Below are 16,375 nucleotides of genomic sequence, written 5' to 3' on the forward strand. Positions count from 1 at the left end.
TATCAGTCTGCGTCCAAGGACTGTTCGGCGTATTTGCATTGCCATCGGAAAATACCGATCGATAGATCAGCATCCGACAGATTTCAGAACCCCGGCATGTTCCGTTCGTGGGAGCCGCGCGGGACGCTCATAAAAAAGCCCCACGGCCAGGAGCGCAGACCGCGGGGCTGGAAAGGTCGAGGTCGTCTCGACCGGGGGAGGATCGATCAGGCCGACGGCTGCCAGCCGCCGCCGAGGGCCTTGTAGATGGCGACGATGCCGCGATAGACATCCACTTCCGCCAGGGCCTGGGCGTCCTCGGCGGCCAGCTGTTCGCGCTCGGCGTCCAGCAGGTTGAGGAAGTCCACGGTGCCCTCGCGGTATTGCAGACCGGCCTGTTGCGCTGCGTTGCGGCTGGCTTCGGACTGGCGCACCAGCGAGACCAGGCGCTGCTGGCGCTTGCCGTAGTCGCTGAAGGCGTTCGACGACTCTTCCAGGGCCAGCAGGACCTGCTGCTCGTAGGTCGCCAGGGCGCCGTCGGCGTCGGCCTTGGCGGCGCGCAGGCGGGCCCGCACGCTGCCCAGGTCGAAGGCCGCCCAGGTGATGCTCGGGGCCACGCCCCAGGCGCTGGCGGCGGACGAGCCGATCTGCGAGCCACGCCCGGCGGTGTAGCCGAGGAAGCCACCGAGGCTGACTTTCGGGAACAGGTCGGCGGTGGCCACGCCCACGTCCGCGGTGGCGGCCGCCAGGCGGCGTTCGGCGGAAGCGACGTCCGGCCGGCGGCGCAGCAGCTCGCCCGGATCGCCGATGGGCAGGGCCTTGGCGATGGCCGGCAGCTTCTTCGGCGACAGGTCCACGGAGAGCGTGTCCGGGCGCTGGCCAAGGAGGGTGGCGATGCGGTTGCGCTGGCGCACTTCCTCGGCCTGCAGTTGCGGCACGCTGGCTTCAGTGGCGGCCAGGCGCGCTTCGGCGCGCTGTACGTCCAGCTCGCTGCCGACACCGGCGTCGCGCAGCTGGATGGTCAGGTTGCGGGACTCGCGCTGATTCTCCAGGTTGCTCCTGGCGATGCTCTCGCGCAGTTGCGCGCCACGCAGTTGCCCATAGGCATCGGCCAGCTCGGCGATCAGGCTGACCTGCAACTGCTGCAGGTCGGCCATCGTCGCTTCGCTCAGCGCGTCGCTGGATTCCAGCTGGCGCCGCACGCGGCCGAACAGGTCGACTTCCCAGATCATGTCCAGGCCCAGGTCGTAGCGCTCCTGGTTGACCCGGTCTTCGGTCTGGCCGGGCACCTGGCCCTTGCCGACCTGGCCTTCGGCGCGGCTGGTGACCGTGGGGAAACGGTCATTGGCGACGTCGTCGCGGATCGCCCGCGACGCCAGCACGCGGGCATAGGCCACGCGCAGCTCGCGGTTTTCCTTGAGGGCCTGGTCGACCAGCTGGGTCAGCACCGGGTCGTCGAACTGCTTCCACCAGGCGTCTTCGAAGCGGGTGCGGTCATAGCCTTGCGCGGTGCCGTCGGTAGCGACCTTGGCCGGCTCGGTGGCGGGTTTCTGGTAGTCGGGGCCGACCATGCATGCGCTGAGGGCCAGCGCAAGCAGGGAGGGGACGAACAGTTTCACGGCACTCATGTTGATGACGCTCATGCCTGGTGGGCCTCGTTGTGGGTCGTGTGGCTCAGGGCGGCACGCGCCTGTTTCTTCGCTTCACGGGCCTCCATGAAGCGGCGGATCAGCACATAGAAGACCGGGGTCAGCAGCAGGCCGAAGAAGGTCACGCCGAGCATCCCGGAGAACACCGCGACGCCCATCGCATGGCGCATTTCGGCGCCGGCGCCGGACGACAGCACCAGCGGCACCACGCCCATGATGAAGGCGATGGAGGTCATCAGGATCGGCCGCAGACGCAGGCGGCAGGCTTCCAGTACCGCGCTGATGCGGTCCATGCCTTCGTCCTGTTTGTCCTTGGCGAACTCGACGATCAGGATCGCGTTCTTGCACGCCAGGCCCACCAGTACGATCAGGCCGATCTGGGTGAAGATGTTGTTGTCGCCACCGGACAGGATCACCCCCGCGATGGCCGACAGCAGGGTCATCGGCACGATCAGGATCACCGCCAGCGGCAGGCCCCAGCTCTCGTACAGCGCGGCCAGCACCAGGAAGGCGAGCAGCACGCAGAGCGGGAACACGTAGATCGCGGAGTTGCCGGCGAGGATCTGCTGGTAGGTCAGGTCGGTCCACTCGAAGGTCATGCCGTTGGGCAGTTCCTGCTTCAGCAGTCGCTCGATCGCCGCCTCCGCCTGGCCGGAACTGTAGCCCGGCGCGGCGGCGCCGTTGATCTCGGCGGTGATGAAGCCGTTGTAGTGCATCACCCGGTCGGGGCCGGAGGTGTCGCTGATCTTGATGAAGGTGGCCAGCGGAACCATCTCGCCCAGGTTGTTGCGCACCTTCAGTTGGCCGATCTGCTCGGGTTCCAGGCGGAAGCGCTGGTCGGCCTGGACGTTCACCTGGTAGGTGCGGCCGAAGCGGTTGAAGTCGTTGGTGTACAGCGAGCCCAGGTAGACCTGCAGGGTGTCGAAGATGTCGCTGATCGCAACCCCGTGGGTCTTGGCCTTCTCGCGGTCGATGGCGGCGTCCACCTGCGGCACGTTCACCTGATAGCTGGTGAACAGCGACATCGGGTCGAGTTCCGGCAGCTCGCGGGCCTTGGCCAGGATGTTCTGGGTCTGGCTGTAGAGCTCCTCGTAACCCAGGTTGCCACGGTCTTCCACTTGCAGGCGGAAGCCGCCGATGGTGCCCAGCCCCTGTACCGGCGGCGGCGGGAAGATGGCGATGTAGGCGTCCTGGATGTCGGTGAACTGCTGGTTCAGCTCGGCGGCGATTTCACCGGCGGACATGCCCGGCCCCTTGCGCTGGCCGAAGTCCTTCAGCGTGGTGAAGACGATGCCGCTGTTGGGGCTGTTGGTGAAGCCGTTGATCGACAGGCCGGGGAAGGCCACGGTGCTCTCGATGCCCGGATGCTTGCCGGCGATTTCCGACATGCGCTTGATGACGTCTTCGGTGCGGTCCAGCGTGGCGGCGTCGGGCAACTGGGCGAAGGCCACCAGGTACTGCTTGTCCTGCTGCGGCACGAAACCGGTCGGGGTGCTGGAGAAGCCCAGGTAGGTCAGGCCGATCAGTCCCGCATAGAGGATCAGTGCGATGGAGCTGCCGCGCAGCACGCGGGTGACGGTGCCGACGTAGCCGTGGCTGGCGCGGTCGAAGAAGCGGTTGAACGGACGGAACAGCCAACTGCCCAGCAGCTTGTCGAGCAGCACCGAGAAACGGTCCTTCGGTTCGTGGTGTCCCTTGAGCAGCACGGCGGACAGCGCCGGCGACAGGGTCAGCGAGTTGAACGCGGAGATCACCGTGGAAATCGCGATGGTCAGCGCGAACTGCCGGTAGAACTGCCCGGTGAGGCCGGAGATGAACGCGGTGGGGATGAACACGGCGCACAGCACCAGCGCGGTGGCGATGATCGGCCCGGTCACTTCCTTCATGGCGCGCTTGGTCGCCTCGATGGGCGTGAGTCCCAGCCCGATGTTCCGCTCGACGTTCTCCACCACCACGATGGCGTCGTCCACCACGATGCCGATGGCCAGTACCAGGCCGAACAGCGACAGCGCGTTGAGCGAGAAACCGAAGAAGTGCATCACCGCGAAGGTGCCGATCAGCGACACCGGCACCGCGGCCAGCGGGATGATCGAGGCGCGCCAGGTCTGCAGGAACAGCACGACCACCAGCACCACCAGCACCAGGGCTTCGAACAGGGTGTGCACCACCGCTTCGATGGAGCCGCGGACGAAGATGGTCGGGTCATAGACGATGGAGTAGTCCACGCCCTGCGGGAAGTTCTTCTTCAGCTCGGCCATCTTCTCGCGCACCTCGTTGGAGATGGCGATGGCGTTGGAGCCGGGACGCTGGAAGATCGGCAGGGCCACGGCCGGCTGGTTGTTCAGCAGCGAGCGCAGGGCGTACTGGTTGGAGCCGAGTTCGATGCGGGCAATGTCCTTCAGGCGGGTGATCTCGCCGTCCGGGCCGCTGCGGATGATGATGTTCTCGAACTCTTCCTCGGTGACCAGGCGGCCCTGGGTGTTGATCGATAGCTGGAAGCTGGTGGCGCTGGGCGCGGGCGGCGCGCCGAGGGAACCGGCGGCGACCTGGCGGTTCTGCTCGCGGATCGCCTGCACCACGTCGCTGGCGGTGAGGTTGCGCGAGGCGACCTTGTTCGGGTCCAGCCAGACGCGCAGGGAGTAGTCGCCCATGCCGAACAACTGCACGTCGCCCACGCCGTCCAGGCGCGCCAACTCGTCCTTGATGTTGAGGATGGCGTAGTTGGACAGGTAGAGCATGTCGTAGCGGTTATCCGGCGAGGTCAGGTGCACGACCATCGTCAGGTCGGGAGAAGCCTTGTCGACGGTGATGCCGATGCGGGTGACTTCCTCCGGCAGTTTGGGCTCGGTGCGGGTCACGCGGTTCTGCACCTGTACCTGCGCATTGTCCAGGTCGGTGCCCAGGGCGAAGGTGATGGTCAGGGTCATCTTGCCGTCGGCGGTGGACTGCGAGGACATGTAGAGCATGTTCTCGACGCCGGTGATGGCCTGTTCCAGCGGCGCGGCGACGGTCTCGCCGATCACCTTGGGGTTGGCGCCGGGGAAGTTGGCGCGCACCACCACGGTGGGCGGCACGACCTCGGGGTATTCGCTGATCGGCAGCTGGAACAGCGAGATGGCCCCGCCGATCAGGATGATCAGCGAGAGCACGGCGGCGAAGATCGGCCGCTGGATGAAGAATTGCGAAAAGTTCATGGCTGGTTCCTGTCGCGAACGCATCGTTCGCCAAACCCGGGACAAAGGTCACCCGAGGCCCTGGTGGGACAGGGCCTGGTACGTCGATTCAGGGTGAGTTCGTCGATGATCCACCGGCGCGGGTTCAGGCGGCGCTCGGCGGGATCCTCGATGAGCTCGGGCGGGTGGCGGTCAGCTGCGCGGAGCGCCTGGCCTGGCGGATTTCTCGGCGACCTTCGGCACTTCGCTCTGAGCCAGTGCCTGGCGTTGCCGGGCGAGGGTGGCGAGGGTCGACTGGCTGGCCATCTCGACGCCCTGGGCATCGACCTGGGCGCCGGGGCGGACGCGCTGCAGGCCGTTGACCACGATGCGGTCCCCCTTGGCCAGGCCGTTGCGGACAATGCGCAGACCTTCCAGCTTCGGGCCCAGCTCGATGCTGCGGTATTGCACCTTGCTGTCCTTGTCGAGCACCAGCACGAACTTCTTGCCCAGATCGGTACCGACCGCGTCGTCCTTGATCAGCGCGGCGGCGTAGGTGCCGCTGCCGACCAGCTTGATGCGGGCGTACAGGCCGGGGGTGAACTGGTTGTCGGCGTTGTCGAACACGGCGCGGCCACGGATGGTGCCGGTCCTGGGGTTCACCTGGTTGTCGAGGAAGTCCAGCTTGCCCTGGTGTGGGAAGCCGTCCTCGCCGGTCAGGCCCAGGTACACCGGGCTGCTGCCGCGCGCGTCGGGGCCGCCCTTGCGGGCCAGGTCGACGTACTTGAGGTAGACGCGCTCGTCGGCGTCGAAGTAGGCGTAGACCTTGTCGGTGGAGACCAGGGTGGTCAGCAGGGTCTGGCCGCTGTTCACCAGGTTGCCGGCGGTCACTTCGGCGCGCGAGACGCGGCCGTCGATGGGTGCGGTGACCTGGGTGAACGATAGGTTCAGGCGGGCGTTGTCCAGTTCCGCCTGGGTCGCGGCGACCACCGCTTTCGCCTCGGTGGCGGCGGCGCTGCGGGCGTCGGCCAGTTCCGCGGAGATGGCATTGGTGGCGCGCAAGCGCTCGCCACGGGCGGCTTCGTTGACGGTGCGGGTCTGGTTGGCGCGGGCCTGCTGCAACTGCGCCTCCAGGCGATGCACTTCGGCCTGGAACGGGCGCGGGTCGATCTGGAACAGCAGGTCGCCTTTCTTCACCAGCGTGCCTTCACGGAAGGCTACGCGGTCGATGTAGCCGGAGACGCGCGGACGCAGCTCAACGGATTCTGGAGCCTCCAGGCGGCCGGTGAACTCGTCCCATTCGTTGATCGGCTGTTCGATGACTTCCGCCACGCTGACCTTGGGAGCGGGCATGTTCTGCGCCGCATCCTGGGCCTTGCCGCAAGCGCTGAGCACCAGCGCGGCGATCAGCGCCAGCGGAATACGCAAGGTGTTGAGATTTCGCTCCATGGAAAAGACTCCGACGATCTAATTGGTTTGGGACTTCTGATGGGGCGGAGTCTGCGTTCGGTGGCGCCGGGGAACTAATCGAACGAGTGAATTTTGATTATCACGTGGAGTGATAAATGCTTTTGCACTATGCGCAGGAATAGATAGAAGAAGCGGGCACGGAGATTTCCCGGAAGCGCTTTTTGTAGGAGCGAGCTTGCTCGCGAAGCTCTTTCCAGCGGTTGCACCGTGCGATGCGGGTTCGCGAGCAGGCTCGCTCCTGCAAGGGGGCAGGTGCTGTGGAGGTCAGAGGCTGTCCGGATCGCCGACGAACATGGTGATGCGCGAGCGCAGCCAGCGTTCGGCCGGGTCCTGGTCCTGGGCGCCGCGCCAGACCATCGACAGCTCCGCCAGGCGGGTGGGGAAGGGCGGTTCCTCGGCGCGCAGGCCGCCGGCGGCGGTCAGGGCCTGCGCCACGTATTCGGGCACCGTGGCGATGATGTCGGTGCCGGCCAGCAACTGGGCAAGGCCGACGAACTGCGGTACCGCCAGCACCACCTGGCGCTTGCGCTCCATCTCGGCCAGGGTCTGGTCGACGAAACCGTCCAGGTCGCCGGCATAGGACACCAGCGCGTGCGGGCGCTCGCAGTAGTCGTCGAGGGTCAGGGCGCCGGGGATCGAGTCGGCGCGCAGAACCTTCCAGGTGCTGCGGCGCAGGGTCTTGCGCTTGGCGTTGGCCGGCAGCTCGTCGGTGTAGCTCACACCCACGGAGATTTCCCCGGAGGCCAGCAGTTGCGGCATCAGCAGATAGTTGGCGCGACGCACCACCAGCACGATGCCCGGCGCCTCGGAACGCAGGCGGCGCAACAGCGGCGGCAGCAGGCCGAATTCCACGTCATCGGATAGGCCGATGCGGAACACCGCCTTGCTGGTGGCCGGGTCGAAGTCGGCGGCTCGGCTCAGCGCGGTGGAGATGGAGTCCAGCGCCGGAGAGAGGTGACCGAAGATTTCCTGCGCTCGCGCGGTGGGTTCCATGCTGCGTCCGGTGCGGACGAACAGCGGATCGTCGAACAGGCTGCGCAGGCGGGCCAGGGCCGCACTGATCGCCGGCTGGCCGAGAAACAGCTTCTCGGCGGCGCGGGTCACGCTGCGTTCGTGCATCAGCGTCTCGAAAACGATCAACAGGTTGAGATCAACCTTGCGAAGGTCGTTGCGGTTCATGGGGACTCCCTGGCGATGGGGGGAAAGTGAGGCCGAGCGTGTCCTGAGTCAAGTCTGTCAGATAAGTCCTTGATCAATTTCTACTTTTTTAATGAGAATCTCGCCCCGGCGGTGTGGTCAGACTCTGTAGGAACAGAGTCGCCCCGGTCCCTCCCGCAGCCCCGTCGCAGAGCCTTGCAGCCGCGCCGGACAAGGCTTGCAGCGCGGGCCGAATCATCGCCGTTTATGTCAATTATCAATGGTGAACGGTGGCGTCACCCCTAAAGCCCGGATAGAGTCCGTGGCTATGAAGCACTACAAAGGCGAGGTATGTGATGTCCCGCATGATCCGTTTCCACCAGTTCGGTGACGCCTCGGTCCTGAAGATCGAGGAAATGCCGACCCCGCAACCGGGGCCGGGTGAAGTGCTGGTCCGTACCCAGGCACTGGGCGTCAGTTGGCGCGACGTGCTCTGGCGGCAGAACCTCGCCCCGGATCAGGCCAAGCTGCCGGCGGGCATCGGTTATGAACTCTCCGGCATCGTCGAAGCCGTGGGCGAAGGCGTGGAAGACCTCGAGCCCGGTACGCCGGTGGCCAGTTTCCCGGCGAACTCGCCGAACCTCTATCCGGCCTGGGGCGACCACGTCGTGCTGCCGCGCACGTCGCTGACGCGCTACCCCGAGGTACTGAGCCCGATCGAGGCCGCCGTGCACTACACCGGCCTGCTGTATGCCTACTTCGCGCTGGTGGACCTGGCGCAGATCAAGCCCGGCCAGCGCGTGCTGATTACCGAGGCCGGCCATTGCCTGGCCCCGCAGGCCGTGCAACTGGCCAAGGCGCTTGGCGCCCAGGTGATCGCCACCACCAGCTCTGATGAAACCCGCGAGTTCCTCAAGGACCTGGGGGCGGACAAGATCATCTACACCGAGGAGCAGGACCTGGTGCTGGAGGTCGAGCGCTTCACCAAGGGTGAGGGCGTGGAGATCGCCCTCGACCAGTGCGCCGGTCCGCAGATGAAACTGCTGGGCGACGTGGCCGCGCCGCGCGGCAAGCTGATCCTCTACGGCATCAATGGCGGCAACGACGCGGCCTTCCCGGCTTGCGCGGCGTTCAAGAAGCACCTGCAGTTCTACCGTCACTGCGTGCTGGACTTCACCGGCCAGCCGGATATCGGCCTGACCCGCAACGACGAAGCCGTGCAGCGGGCGCTGGCCGCGATCAACCAGATGACTGCCGACCAGTTGCTCAAGCCGAGCATCGACCGGGTGTTCGATTTCGCCCAGTACCGCGACGCCAACTACTACATGGAAACCTGCCCAGGCGGCGGCCGTGTGGTGATGAAGATGCCGGAGTGATCCGTCGTCCGGAGCTGAGAAAGCCACTCCTCGGAGTGGCTTTTTTGTGCCTGCGGTTTTCCTGAGACAGGACGGGATCGCGAAAAAAGTCCGCCCCTACGAGAGCCGCCGCTACAAATCATCAGAAAGCCGCCCCTACAAAATACCCATCCGGATGCTTCTGTGGTGCAGCGGCGGCTCTCGTAGGAGCTTCTCCGCGATAGGCGCCTACCGGTCGCGCCTCATGCCCTTCCGGCTACAGACTCTTGCCGTCGTACTCGCGAACCTTCAGCCCGCCCACGTCCACCTCCGGCAGGCAGCGCACGTTGATCGCGGCCATCGGCTTGCCGTCGGGCGTGGTGCCGTACGCCAGCGGCGCGCAACCGCAGGTGGGGCAGAAGCGGTGCTGGATGCGGTGGGTGTTGAAGGTGTAGGTGCTCATGGCGCTTTCCGGCGTGGTCAGGCGCAGCTTGTCCCGGGGCACGAACCACAGCAGCGAACCGCGCCGGCTGCAGATCGAACAGTTGCACTGGATGACTTCGCCGATCTCGCCTTCCACCTCGAAGGCGATGCCGCCGCAATGGCAGCTTCCGTGATACAGCATGATCGTGCTCCTGCGTTGCGTGAACGAACAGGCAGTGTAGTCCGGCGCGAGCGGCCGGGGCCGTCTAAGCTGGAAGGCGCCTGCACAACCAAGGAGGTCGTCATGAAGGCACTCTACGCTGTACTCGCCGCCAGCCTGCTGCTGGCCGGCTGCTCGGGCAACACGGTCAATCGCGACAGCTGCGCCAGCGAACTGAACGCGGCCTGGAAGGAGCTGGACCTGGCCAAGGCCGAAGGTTTTGCCGGGACCGTCAGCTACTCCAAGGCGTTCACCCTGATCACCGCCGCCAAGACCGAGCAGCAGGTCGAGTCCTATGGCGGGTGCCTCGACAAGGCCACCAAGGCGCGTTACTACATCAAGGAGTCGCGCGCCGGACGCTAGGCCCGTGTGCCGGGAGCCCCTGGCGCGGGCATAATCGCCGGGCGGACGGACGCACCGATCCGTCCGGCAGTCAGGGGAACCTTGCATGCAACTCGATTTCACCACCCTCGCGCCCGCCGACGCCTACCGTTGGCTGGCCTCCACCGTCACCCCGCGCCCGATCGCCTGGGTTTCCACGCTGTCCGCCGAGGGCAAGAGCAACCTCGCGCCGTTCAGCTTCTTCCAGGTCATCAGCGACGAACCGCCGACCCTGATGGTCAACACCAGCGTGCGCGACGACGGCAGCGTGAAGGACACCCTGCGCAACGTGCGCGAAACCGGCGAATTGGTGATCCACCTGGTCGGCGCCGCCCAGGCCGAGGCGATGAACGCCACCGCCGCCTGGCTGCCCCACGGTGTCAGCGAGATCGAGCATGCCGGCATCGCCACGCTGCCCAGCGAGCGCGTGGCGCCGGCACGCGTGGCTGGTGCGCCGGTGGCCTTCGAATGCCAGCTGGCCGAGATCGTCCCCTATCCGGCGGACAAGCCCAGCGCCTACCTGATCTTCGCTCGCGTGCTGCTGGCGCATGTCGACGACGGCGTGATGCGCGACCAGCGCCATGTCGATCCGGCGAAGCTGGACCTGGTGGGGCGCCTGGGCGGTACCCAATACAGCTATACCCGCGACACCTTCAGCATGCTTCGCCCCAAGTAAAGCCAAGCGCCTGGCGCCGTGCCGTCAGGCGAACGCCAGTTCCAGGTTGAGCTGCCAGAGATTGCCGTTGAACCTCGCCGCGTCCAGCCGCTCGCGCAGAGCGAACAGCTCCTGGAGCAGGGCGGGGCGATTGTCGCACTCCAGCGTCCGGCCCTGGAGCAGATCGAGGATGCTCTGCACCAGGCGCCGGCCGCTGTCGGCGTCGAACCAGCAGCCAAGCTGATCGCCCTTGACCTCGTCGCAGCCGAAAGGGCAAAGGAAGTGTGAGATCGGCGGCAGCCTTCGTGCGCTCAACAGCGAATCGATCCGCTGCTGTTCGCGGTACAGCTCCGGCAGCCGCAGGCCGGGTGCGAATCCGGCGATCGGACGCAGCAGGACCAGGCGATAGCAGGCATTCATTCGTATGTCTCGACGTAGACACGAGGTGTCGGAATTTGCCTTGCAGCCCTGCAGCGGCGCTGCAGGCATCGGCTGCAGCTTGGGTCTGAAATGTCCTTTCAGTGTTCTTGAGGTGCGCCTCGAGCGGTTTGCCGTGCGTTATTGGGGCTGGTCGGGCCGATTCGATGGCGAGTGCGGGTCCCAGTTGTGTTGCGCCTTGCGCTGCTGGTGCCAGCGCCGGTAGGCATTGACCCCGGCGCGCACCGAGCTGAATACCAGCGGCGGTTTCACCTCGCCCAGCGCCCCGGAGCGCTTGAGCATTGCCATTGTCTCGCCGGTGACCCGCGCCAGCGACAGGTGCACGCCCTGGGCATCCAGCGTCTGCTGCACCTCGCGCAGGGAGGTCAGGCCGCTGATGTCCAGGTTGAGGATACCCTCGGCGTTGAGCAGCACCGCGCGCGGCTGGTGGGCGGCGGCGACCACCTCCAGCAGGCGCTGCTTGAAGTAGTCGGCGTTGAAGAACAGCAGCGGCGCATCGAAACGGTAGATCACCAGGCCGGGCAGGGTGTGCGCGTTGGGGTACTGCTCCAGCTCCACCTGGCCGTCGATGCCGTGTACCCAGCCCATCACCGCATCATGGGGGCGATAAGTGAGATAGAGCAGGCGCAGCAGGGCGAGCATGATGGCGACGAAGATGCCCGGCAGCACGCCGACGCTGAGCACACCGACCGTGGTCAGCACGCAGAGGCTGAACTCGAACCGGCTCAGTTGCCAGAAGCCGCGCAGCGCGCGGAAGTCGATCAGGCCCCAGCCGGCCATCAGCAGCACCGCGCCCAGTGCCGGCACCGGCACCCAGCCCAGCGGCTTGCTGAACAGCAACAGGATCAGGCCGATCACCAGTGCGGCGACGACGCCGACCATCTGGCTCTTGCCGCCGACCATGTCGTTCACTGCGGTGCGCGAGTCGGCGCCGCTGATCACGAAGCCCTGGGAAATCCCCGCGCCGATGTTGGCCATGCCCAGCGCCATGAACTCATGGTTGGCGTCGATGCTGTAGCCGTGGCGCGCGGCGAAGCTGCGCGCGGTGAGCATGGCGCTGCAGAAGCTGATGATGGTGATGCCCATCGCATCGCGGAACAGGCTGCCCAGTTCCTCGTAGGTGGCGTGGGGCAGGGTCAGCGTGGGCAGGCCCTGGGGCACCTCGCCGAGCAGCTTGATGCCGTACTGGTCGAGCCCCAGCAGAGCGGCCGCCAGGGTGGCGAACAGCACGCCGACCAGGGCGCCGGGCACCTTTGGGTAGAAGCGCGGCAGGACGATCATCAGCAGCAGCGTGGAGATGCCCAGCGCGAGGGTCGGCAGGTGCGTATCGGCGAGGTTGCGCAGCAGGGCGATCAGGCCGCGGACGAAACCGCTGGTTTCGCTGTGGTAGCCCAGCAGCTTGCCGAGTTGGCCGGCGATCAGGCTCAGGCCGATGCCGTTGAGGTAGCCCACCAGCGTTGGCCGCGAGAGGAAGCTGGCGACGAAGCCGGCACGTGCGAATCCGGCGGCGATGGACAGCGCGCCGACCATCACCGCGACGATCATCGACAGTTGCAGCAGGCGCTGCGGATCGCCGGCGGCCAGCGGCGTAATGGCGGCGGCGACCATCGCGGCGGTGGCGGCGTCCGGACCGACCATCAACTGCCGCGAACTGCCCACCAGGGCATAGATCAGCATCGGCAGGATGCAGGCGTAGAGCCCGACCTGGGCGGGGAAGCCAATGATCTGCGCGTAGGCGATGGCGGTGGGAATCTGCACCGCGGCGACCGACAGGCCAGCCTGCACATCGCGCGGCAGCCAGTCGAAACGGTAGTGCAGCAGGCTGTCCAGACCGGGCAGCCAACGGGCGAGGGACATTCGGGGGGGATCTTCCTTGGAATCGACCAGGGGAAATCCTAGCTGGAATGGCTCAACAGAGCTTGTCGGAAATCATCGAGACAGAGCGCGGAAAATGTCGCGGGAGGCGAAGTCTTGTCTGTAGGAGCGAGCTTGCTCGCGAACCGCCCAGCACCGCACTCGCCGGAAAGTGTGTTCGCGAGCAAGTTCGCTCCTGCATCAGAGCCGCCTAGGCCGTCAGACCTTCAGCACCAGCTTGCCGAAGTTCTCGCCGCTGAACAGCTTGGCCAAGGTCTCGGGGAAGGTTTCCAGGCCTTCGACGATGTCTTCCTTCGACTTCAGCTTGCCCTCGGCGATCCAGGTCGCCATGTCCTTGAAGCCTTCCTGGAAGCGGTGGGCGTAGTCCATCACCACCATGCCTTCCATGCGCGCGCGGTTGACCAGCAGCGAGAGATAATTGGCCGGGCCGCGCACGGCTTCCTTGTTGTTGTACTGGCTGATCGCGCCGCAGATCACCACCCGCGCCTTGGGCGCCAGGCGGGCCAGTACGGCGTCGAGGATGTCGCCGCCGACGTTGTCGAAGAACACGTTCACGCCCTTGGGGCACTCGCGCTTGAGGCCGGCGTGGACATCCTCGGCCTTGTAGTCGATGGCGCCGTCGAAGCCCAGTTCGTCCACCAGGTAGCGGCACTTGTCGGCACCGCCGGCGATGCCGACCACGCGGCAGCCCTTGATCTTGGCGATCTGCCCGACCACGCTGCCCACCGCGCCGGCGGCGCCGGACACGACCACGGTGTCACCGGCCTGGGGCAGGCCGACGTCGAGGAAGCCGAAGTAGGCGGTCATGCCGGTCATGCCCAGCGCGGAGAGGTACAGCGGCAGCGGCGCGCGCTGGCTGTCGACCTTGTAGAAGCCCTTGGGTTCGCCGAGGAAGTAGTCCTGCACGCCGAGGGCGCCGTTCACTTCGTCGCCGACCTTGAAGTCCGGGTGTTGCGAGGCGATCACCTGGCCCACGCCCAGGGCGCGCATTACGTCGCCGATGGCCACCGGGGCGATGTAGGACTTGGCGTCGTTCATCCAGCCGCGCATGGCCGGGTCCAGCGACAGGTACTGGTTCTTCACCAGGATCTGGCCGGGGCCGGGCTCACCGACCGGGGTTTCCACGTAGGCGAAGGTATCGCGGGTGGCGGCGCCGACCGGGCGCTGGGCGAGCTGGAACTGGCGATTGATCTGGGCGGGCATGGCAGTGGACTCAGTCAGGGGGAAAGCCTAGGTGATAGTCCGCGCGCGGCGTTGGGGCAAGTTCCGTCCGCCGGGGGAATGTCCGCCCATCGGCGCCAGTGATCCTGGCTCGCAGCAATCATCATTGACATGGATGCAGTGACGTCGCCCCGCCTGATAGTGCTTCGCGCCCGCAATGCGCTGGCTAGACTGCGACGGTTATCCCCACACTGCTTCGAGGAACGCTCATGAGTCAGCTGCTTTCCGGCCAGGTCGCCCTGGTCACCGGCGCCGGCAACGGCATCGGCCGCGCCACCGCCCAGGCCTTTGCCCAGCAGGGCGTCAAGGTCGTGGTTTCCGATGTCGACGCCAAGGGTGGCGAAGCCACCGTCGAGCTGATCCGCGCGGCCGGCGGGGAAGCCACCTTCATCCGCTGCGACGTGACCCGTGACGCCGAGGTCAAGGCGTTGGTGGACGGCACCGTAGCCGCCTACGGCCGCCTGGACTACGCCTTCAACAATGCCGGTATCGAGATCGAGAAGGGCAAGCTGGCCGACGGCGAGGAGAGTGAGTTCGACGCCATCATGGGCGTCAACGTGAAGGGCGTCTGGCTGTGCATGAAGCACCAGATTCCGCTGATGCTGGAGCAGGGCGGCGGCGCCATCGTCAACACTGCCTCGGTCGCGGGCCTCGGCGCTGCGCCGAAGATGAGTATCTACGCTGCCTCCAAGCACGCGGTGATCGGCCTGACCAAATCCGCCGCCATCGAGTACGCGAAGAAGAAAATCCGCGTCAACGCGGTATGCCCGGCGGTGATCGACACCGACATGTTCCGCCGCGCCTACGAGGCCGACCCGAAGAAGGCCGAGTTCGCCGCCGCCATGCACCCGGTGGGCCGCGTCGGCCGCGTCGAGGAAATCGCCTCCGCCGTGCTCTACCTGTGCAGCGACAACGCCGGCTTCACCACCGGTATCGCCTTGCCGGTGGATGGCGGGGCGACGGCGATCTGATCTTCCCCGAGTGAGTGTTCTGGGGCGTTCCCTTTCCCAACCCTGGCTGCGCGGTCCGCTCCGAAGGGAGCGGAGGCCGTTCGGCGTGCGGTGAAGTATCGACATCGGGCCGTTCAGTGCTGTTCTGAGCGCAATGGTGCCAGGCGTACGCTGAATTCAATCTGGCAGAGGAAAGCTCCCTCTTCCTTCAGGGAGAGGGCGGGGGAGAGGGCAGATCCCCGCCATTTCTGACCTGAAAGACCTGTAGGAGCGAGCTTGCTCGCGAACGGCTTTCCCGGCCGCTGCGGCGCTGGGCGGTTCGCGAGCAAGCTCGCCCCTACAAAAAAGCTCGCTCGCCTCACGATTCCACCCCGTTCGCTACAAACTTTCGCATTCTGTTACAGGATGAAGTGGTTTTGGCCTGCAAGGCCAGTTACAAGCGCCCAAGAGGCCGAAACAATCGGCCCATTCCAGTTGGAGAATAATGATAATGACCAACGATCCCTTGCTGACGCTGTTCATGCCCATCGCCCTGGGCATCATCATGCTGGGCCTCGGCCTGTCCCTGACCATCGCCGATTTCGCCCGCGTGGTGCGCTACCCCAAGCCCGTGCTGATCGGCCTGGTGTGCCAGATCATCCTGCTGCCCCTGGCGTGCTTCCTCATCACCCTGGGCTTCGCCCTCGAAGCGGCGCTCGCCGTGGGCATGATGCTGCTTGCCGCATCCCCCGGCGGCACCACCGCCAACCTCTACAGCCACCTGGCCCACGGCGACGTCGCGCTGAACATCACGCTGACCGCGGTGAACTCGGTGATCGCCATCCTCACCATGCCGCTGATCGTGAACCTGTCGTTGCTGTACTTCATGAACGACGGGCAGACCATCCCGCTGCAGTTCGCCAAGGTGGTGCAGGTTTTCATCATCGTCCTCGGCCCCGTGGCCATCGGCATGATCGTGCGGCGTCTGCTGCCGGGCGTGGCGGCGGCGCTGCAGAAGCCGGTGAAGATCCTCTCCGCGCTGCTGCTGGCGGTGATCATCGGCGTGGCCGTGACCAAGGACTGGCAAACGTTCCTCACCTATGCGCCCATCGTCGGCGCGGCGGCACTGTGCTTCAACCTGCTGAGCCTGGCCCTGGGCTACTGGATTCCGCGCCTGCTCAAGCTGTCCAAGCCTCAGTCCATCGCCATCGGCATGGAGATCGGCATCCACAACGGCACCCTCGCCATCGCCCTGGCGCTCAGCCCGATGCTGCTCAACAACAAGACCATGGCGATCCCGGCGGCCATCTACGGCGTGCTGATGTTCTTCACCGCCGGCCTCTTCGGCTGGTGGGTCAGTCGTGGCGTGACCAGGACCGCGCCGGAGCAGGCGCCTGCCTGATGCTCCTGCAAGGGAGCTGTGCTCAGTGTTTCCCTTGGAGCGCCGCAGGATGGGGGAGCGCCGCGATACTCATCGAGGCCGTGCAGGGGCAGCGTGGGTATCGCAAGCCC

The 16,375-nt window shown here is 66.1% G+C and carries 13 protein-coding genes; 5 read left to right on the forward strand and 8 right to left on the reverse strand.

The annotated features are described in order from the left end of the window. Positions 1 to 206: 206 nt before the first annotated feature. The 4 genes from H681_RS10165 to H681_RS10180 form a co-directional block, all read right to left on the reverse strand. Positions 207 to 1,622, reverse strand: a complete 1,416-nt coding sequence (locus H681_RS10165) for an efflux transporter outer membrane subunit (protein WP_015476765.1) — start codon at positions 1,620 to 1,622, stop codon at positions 207 to 209. Further along, positions 1,619 to 4,822: an efflux RND transporter permease subunit gene (locus H681_RS10170; protein ID WP_015476766.1), complete on the reverse strand. Its 3,204-nt coding sequence runs from the start codon at positions 4,820 to 4,822 to the stop codon at positions 1,619 to 1,621. Before H681_RS10170 ends, H681_RS10165 begins: the two co-directional genes overlap by 4 nt. Before the next feature lie 171 nt (positions 4,823 to 4,993). After that, the gene (gene mexE, locus H681_RS10175) at positions 4,994 to 6,229 is read right to left on the reverse strand and encodes a multidrug efflux RND transporter periplasmic adaptor subunit MexE (RefSeq protein WP_015476767.1); all 1,236 of its coding nucleotides are present in this window, start codon (positions 6,227 to 6,229) and stop codon (positions 4,994 to 4,996) included. Positions 6,230 to 6,514: 285 nt separating this feature from the next. Further along, on the reverse strand, positions 6,515 to 7,429 hold the full coding sequence (locus H681_RS10180) for a LysR family transcriptional regulator (protein WP_015476768.1): 915 nt from the start codon (positions 7,427 to 7,429) through the stop codon (positions 6,515 to 6,517). Between the two features lie 314 nt (positions 7,430 to 7,743). On the opposite strand from H681_RS10180, the gene H681_RS10185 reads away from it, so the two are divergent. Continuing rightward, on the forward strand, positions 7,744 to 8,763 hold the full coding sequence (locus H681_RS10185) for a zinc-dependent alcohol dehydrogenase family protein (RefSeq protein ID WP_015476769.1): 1,020 nt from the start codon (positions 7,744 to 7,746) through the stop codon (positions 8,761 to 8,763). 235 nt (positions 8,764 to 8,998) lie between these two features. Here the strand turns inward: H681_RS10185 and H681_RS10190 are convergent, their stop codons facing one another. Next, a complete protein-coding gene (locus H681_RS10190) occupies positions 8,999 to 9,346 on the reverse strand; it encodes a GFA family protein (RefSeq protein ID WP_015476770.1) in 348 nt (115 codons plus the stop codon). Positions 9,347 to 9,448: 102 nt separating this feature from the next. On the opposite strand from H681_RS10190, the gene H681_RS10195 reads away from it, so the two are divergent. Both H681_RS10195 and H681_RS10200 read left to right on the forward strand, forming a co-directional pair. Beyond that, on the forward strand, positions 9,449 to 9,727 hold the full coding sequence (locus H681_RS10195) for a hypothetical protein (protein ID WP_015476771.1): 279 nt from the start codon (positions 9,449 to 9,451) through the stop codon (positions 9,725 to 9,727). A gap of 85 nt (positions 9,728 to 9,812) precedes the next feature. After that, positions 9,813 to 10,421 (forward strand): flavin reductase family protein, encoded by a 609-nt coding sequence (locus H681_RS10200; protein WP_015476772.1) that lies wholly within the window; start codon positions 9,813 to 9,815, stop codon positions 10,419 to 10,421. Between the two features lie 24 nt (positions 10,422 to 10,445). On the opposite strand, the gene H681_RS10205 is transcribed toward H681_RS10200, so the two are convergent. The 3 genes from H681_RS10205 to H681_RS10215 form a co-directional block, all read right to left on the reverse strand. Then, positions 10,446 to 10,820 carry a hypothetical protein gene (locus tag H681_RS10205; RefSeq protein WP_015476773.1) on the reverse strand — a complete coding sequence of 125 codons (375 nt, stop codon included), beginning with the start codon at positions 10,818 to 10,820 and terminating at the stop codon, positions 10,446 to 10,448. A 138-nt stretch (positions 10,821 to 10,958) separates the two neighbouring features. Then, complete coding sequence (locus H681_RS10210; protein WP_015476774.1) at positions 10,959 to 12,695, reverse strand: SulP family inorganic anion transporter; 1,737 nt, start codon at positions 12,693 to 12,695, stop codon at positions 10,959 to 10,961. Between the two features lie 216 nt (positions 12,696 to 12,911). Further along, positions 12,912 to 13,916 (reverse strand): NADP-dependent oxidoreductase, encoded by a 1,005-nt coding sequence (locus H681_RS10215; protein WP_015476775.1) that lies wholly within the window; start codon positions 13,914 to 13,916, stop codon positions 12,912 to 12,914. 227 nt (positions 13,917 to 14,143) lie between these two features. On the opposite strand from H681_RS10215, the gene H681_RS10220 reads away from it, so the two are divergent. After that, positions 14,144 to 14,905, forward strand: coding sequence for an SDR family oxidoreductase (locus H681_RS10220; protein ID WP_015476776.1), 762 nt, complete (start codon positions 14,144 to 14,146; stop codon positions 14,903 to 14,905). Positions 14,906 to 15,374: 469 nt separating this feature from the next. Next, positions 15,375 to 16,265 (forward strand): bile acid:sodium symporter family protein, encoded by an 891-nt coding sequence (locus H681_RS10225; RefSeq protein ID WP_015476777.1) that lies wholly within the window; start codon positions 15,375 to 15,377, stop codon positions 16,263 to 16,265. The last annotated feature ends 110 nt before the right edge of the window (positions 16,266 to 16,375 follow it).

This window comes from Pseudomonas sp. ATCC 13867, assembly GCF_000349845.1.
Classification (GTDB): Bacteria; Pseudomonadota; Gammaproteobacteria; order Pseudomonadales; family Pseudomonadaceae; genus Pseudomonas.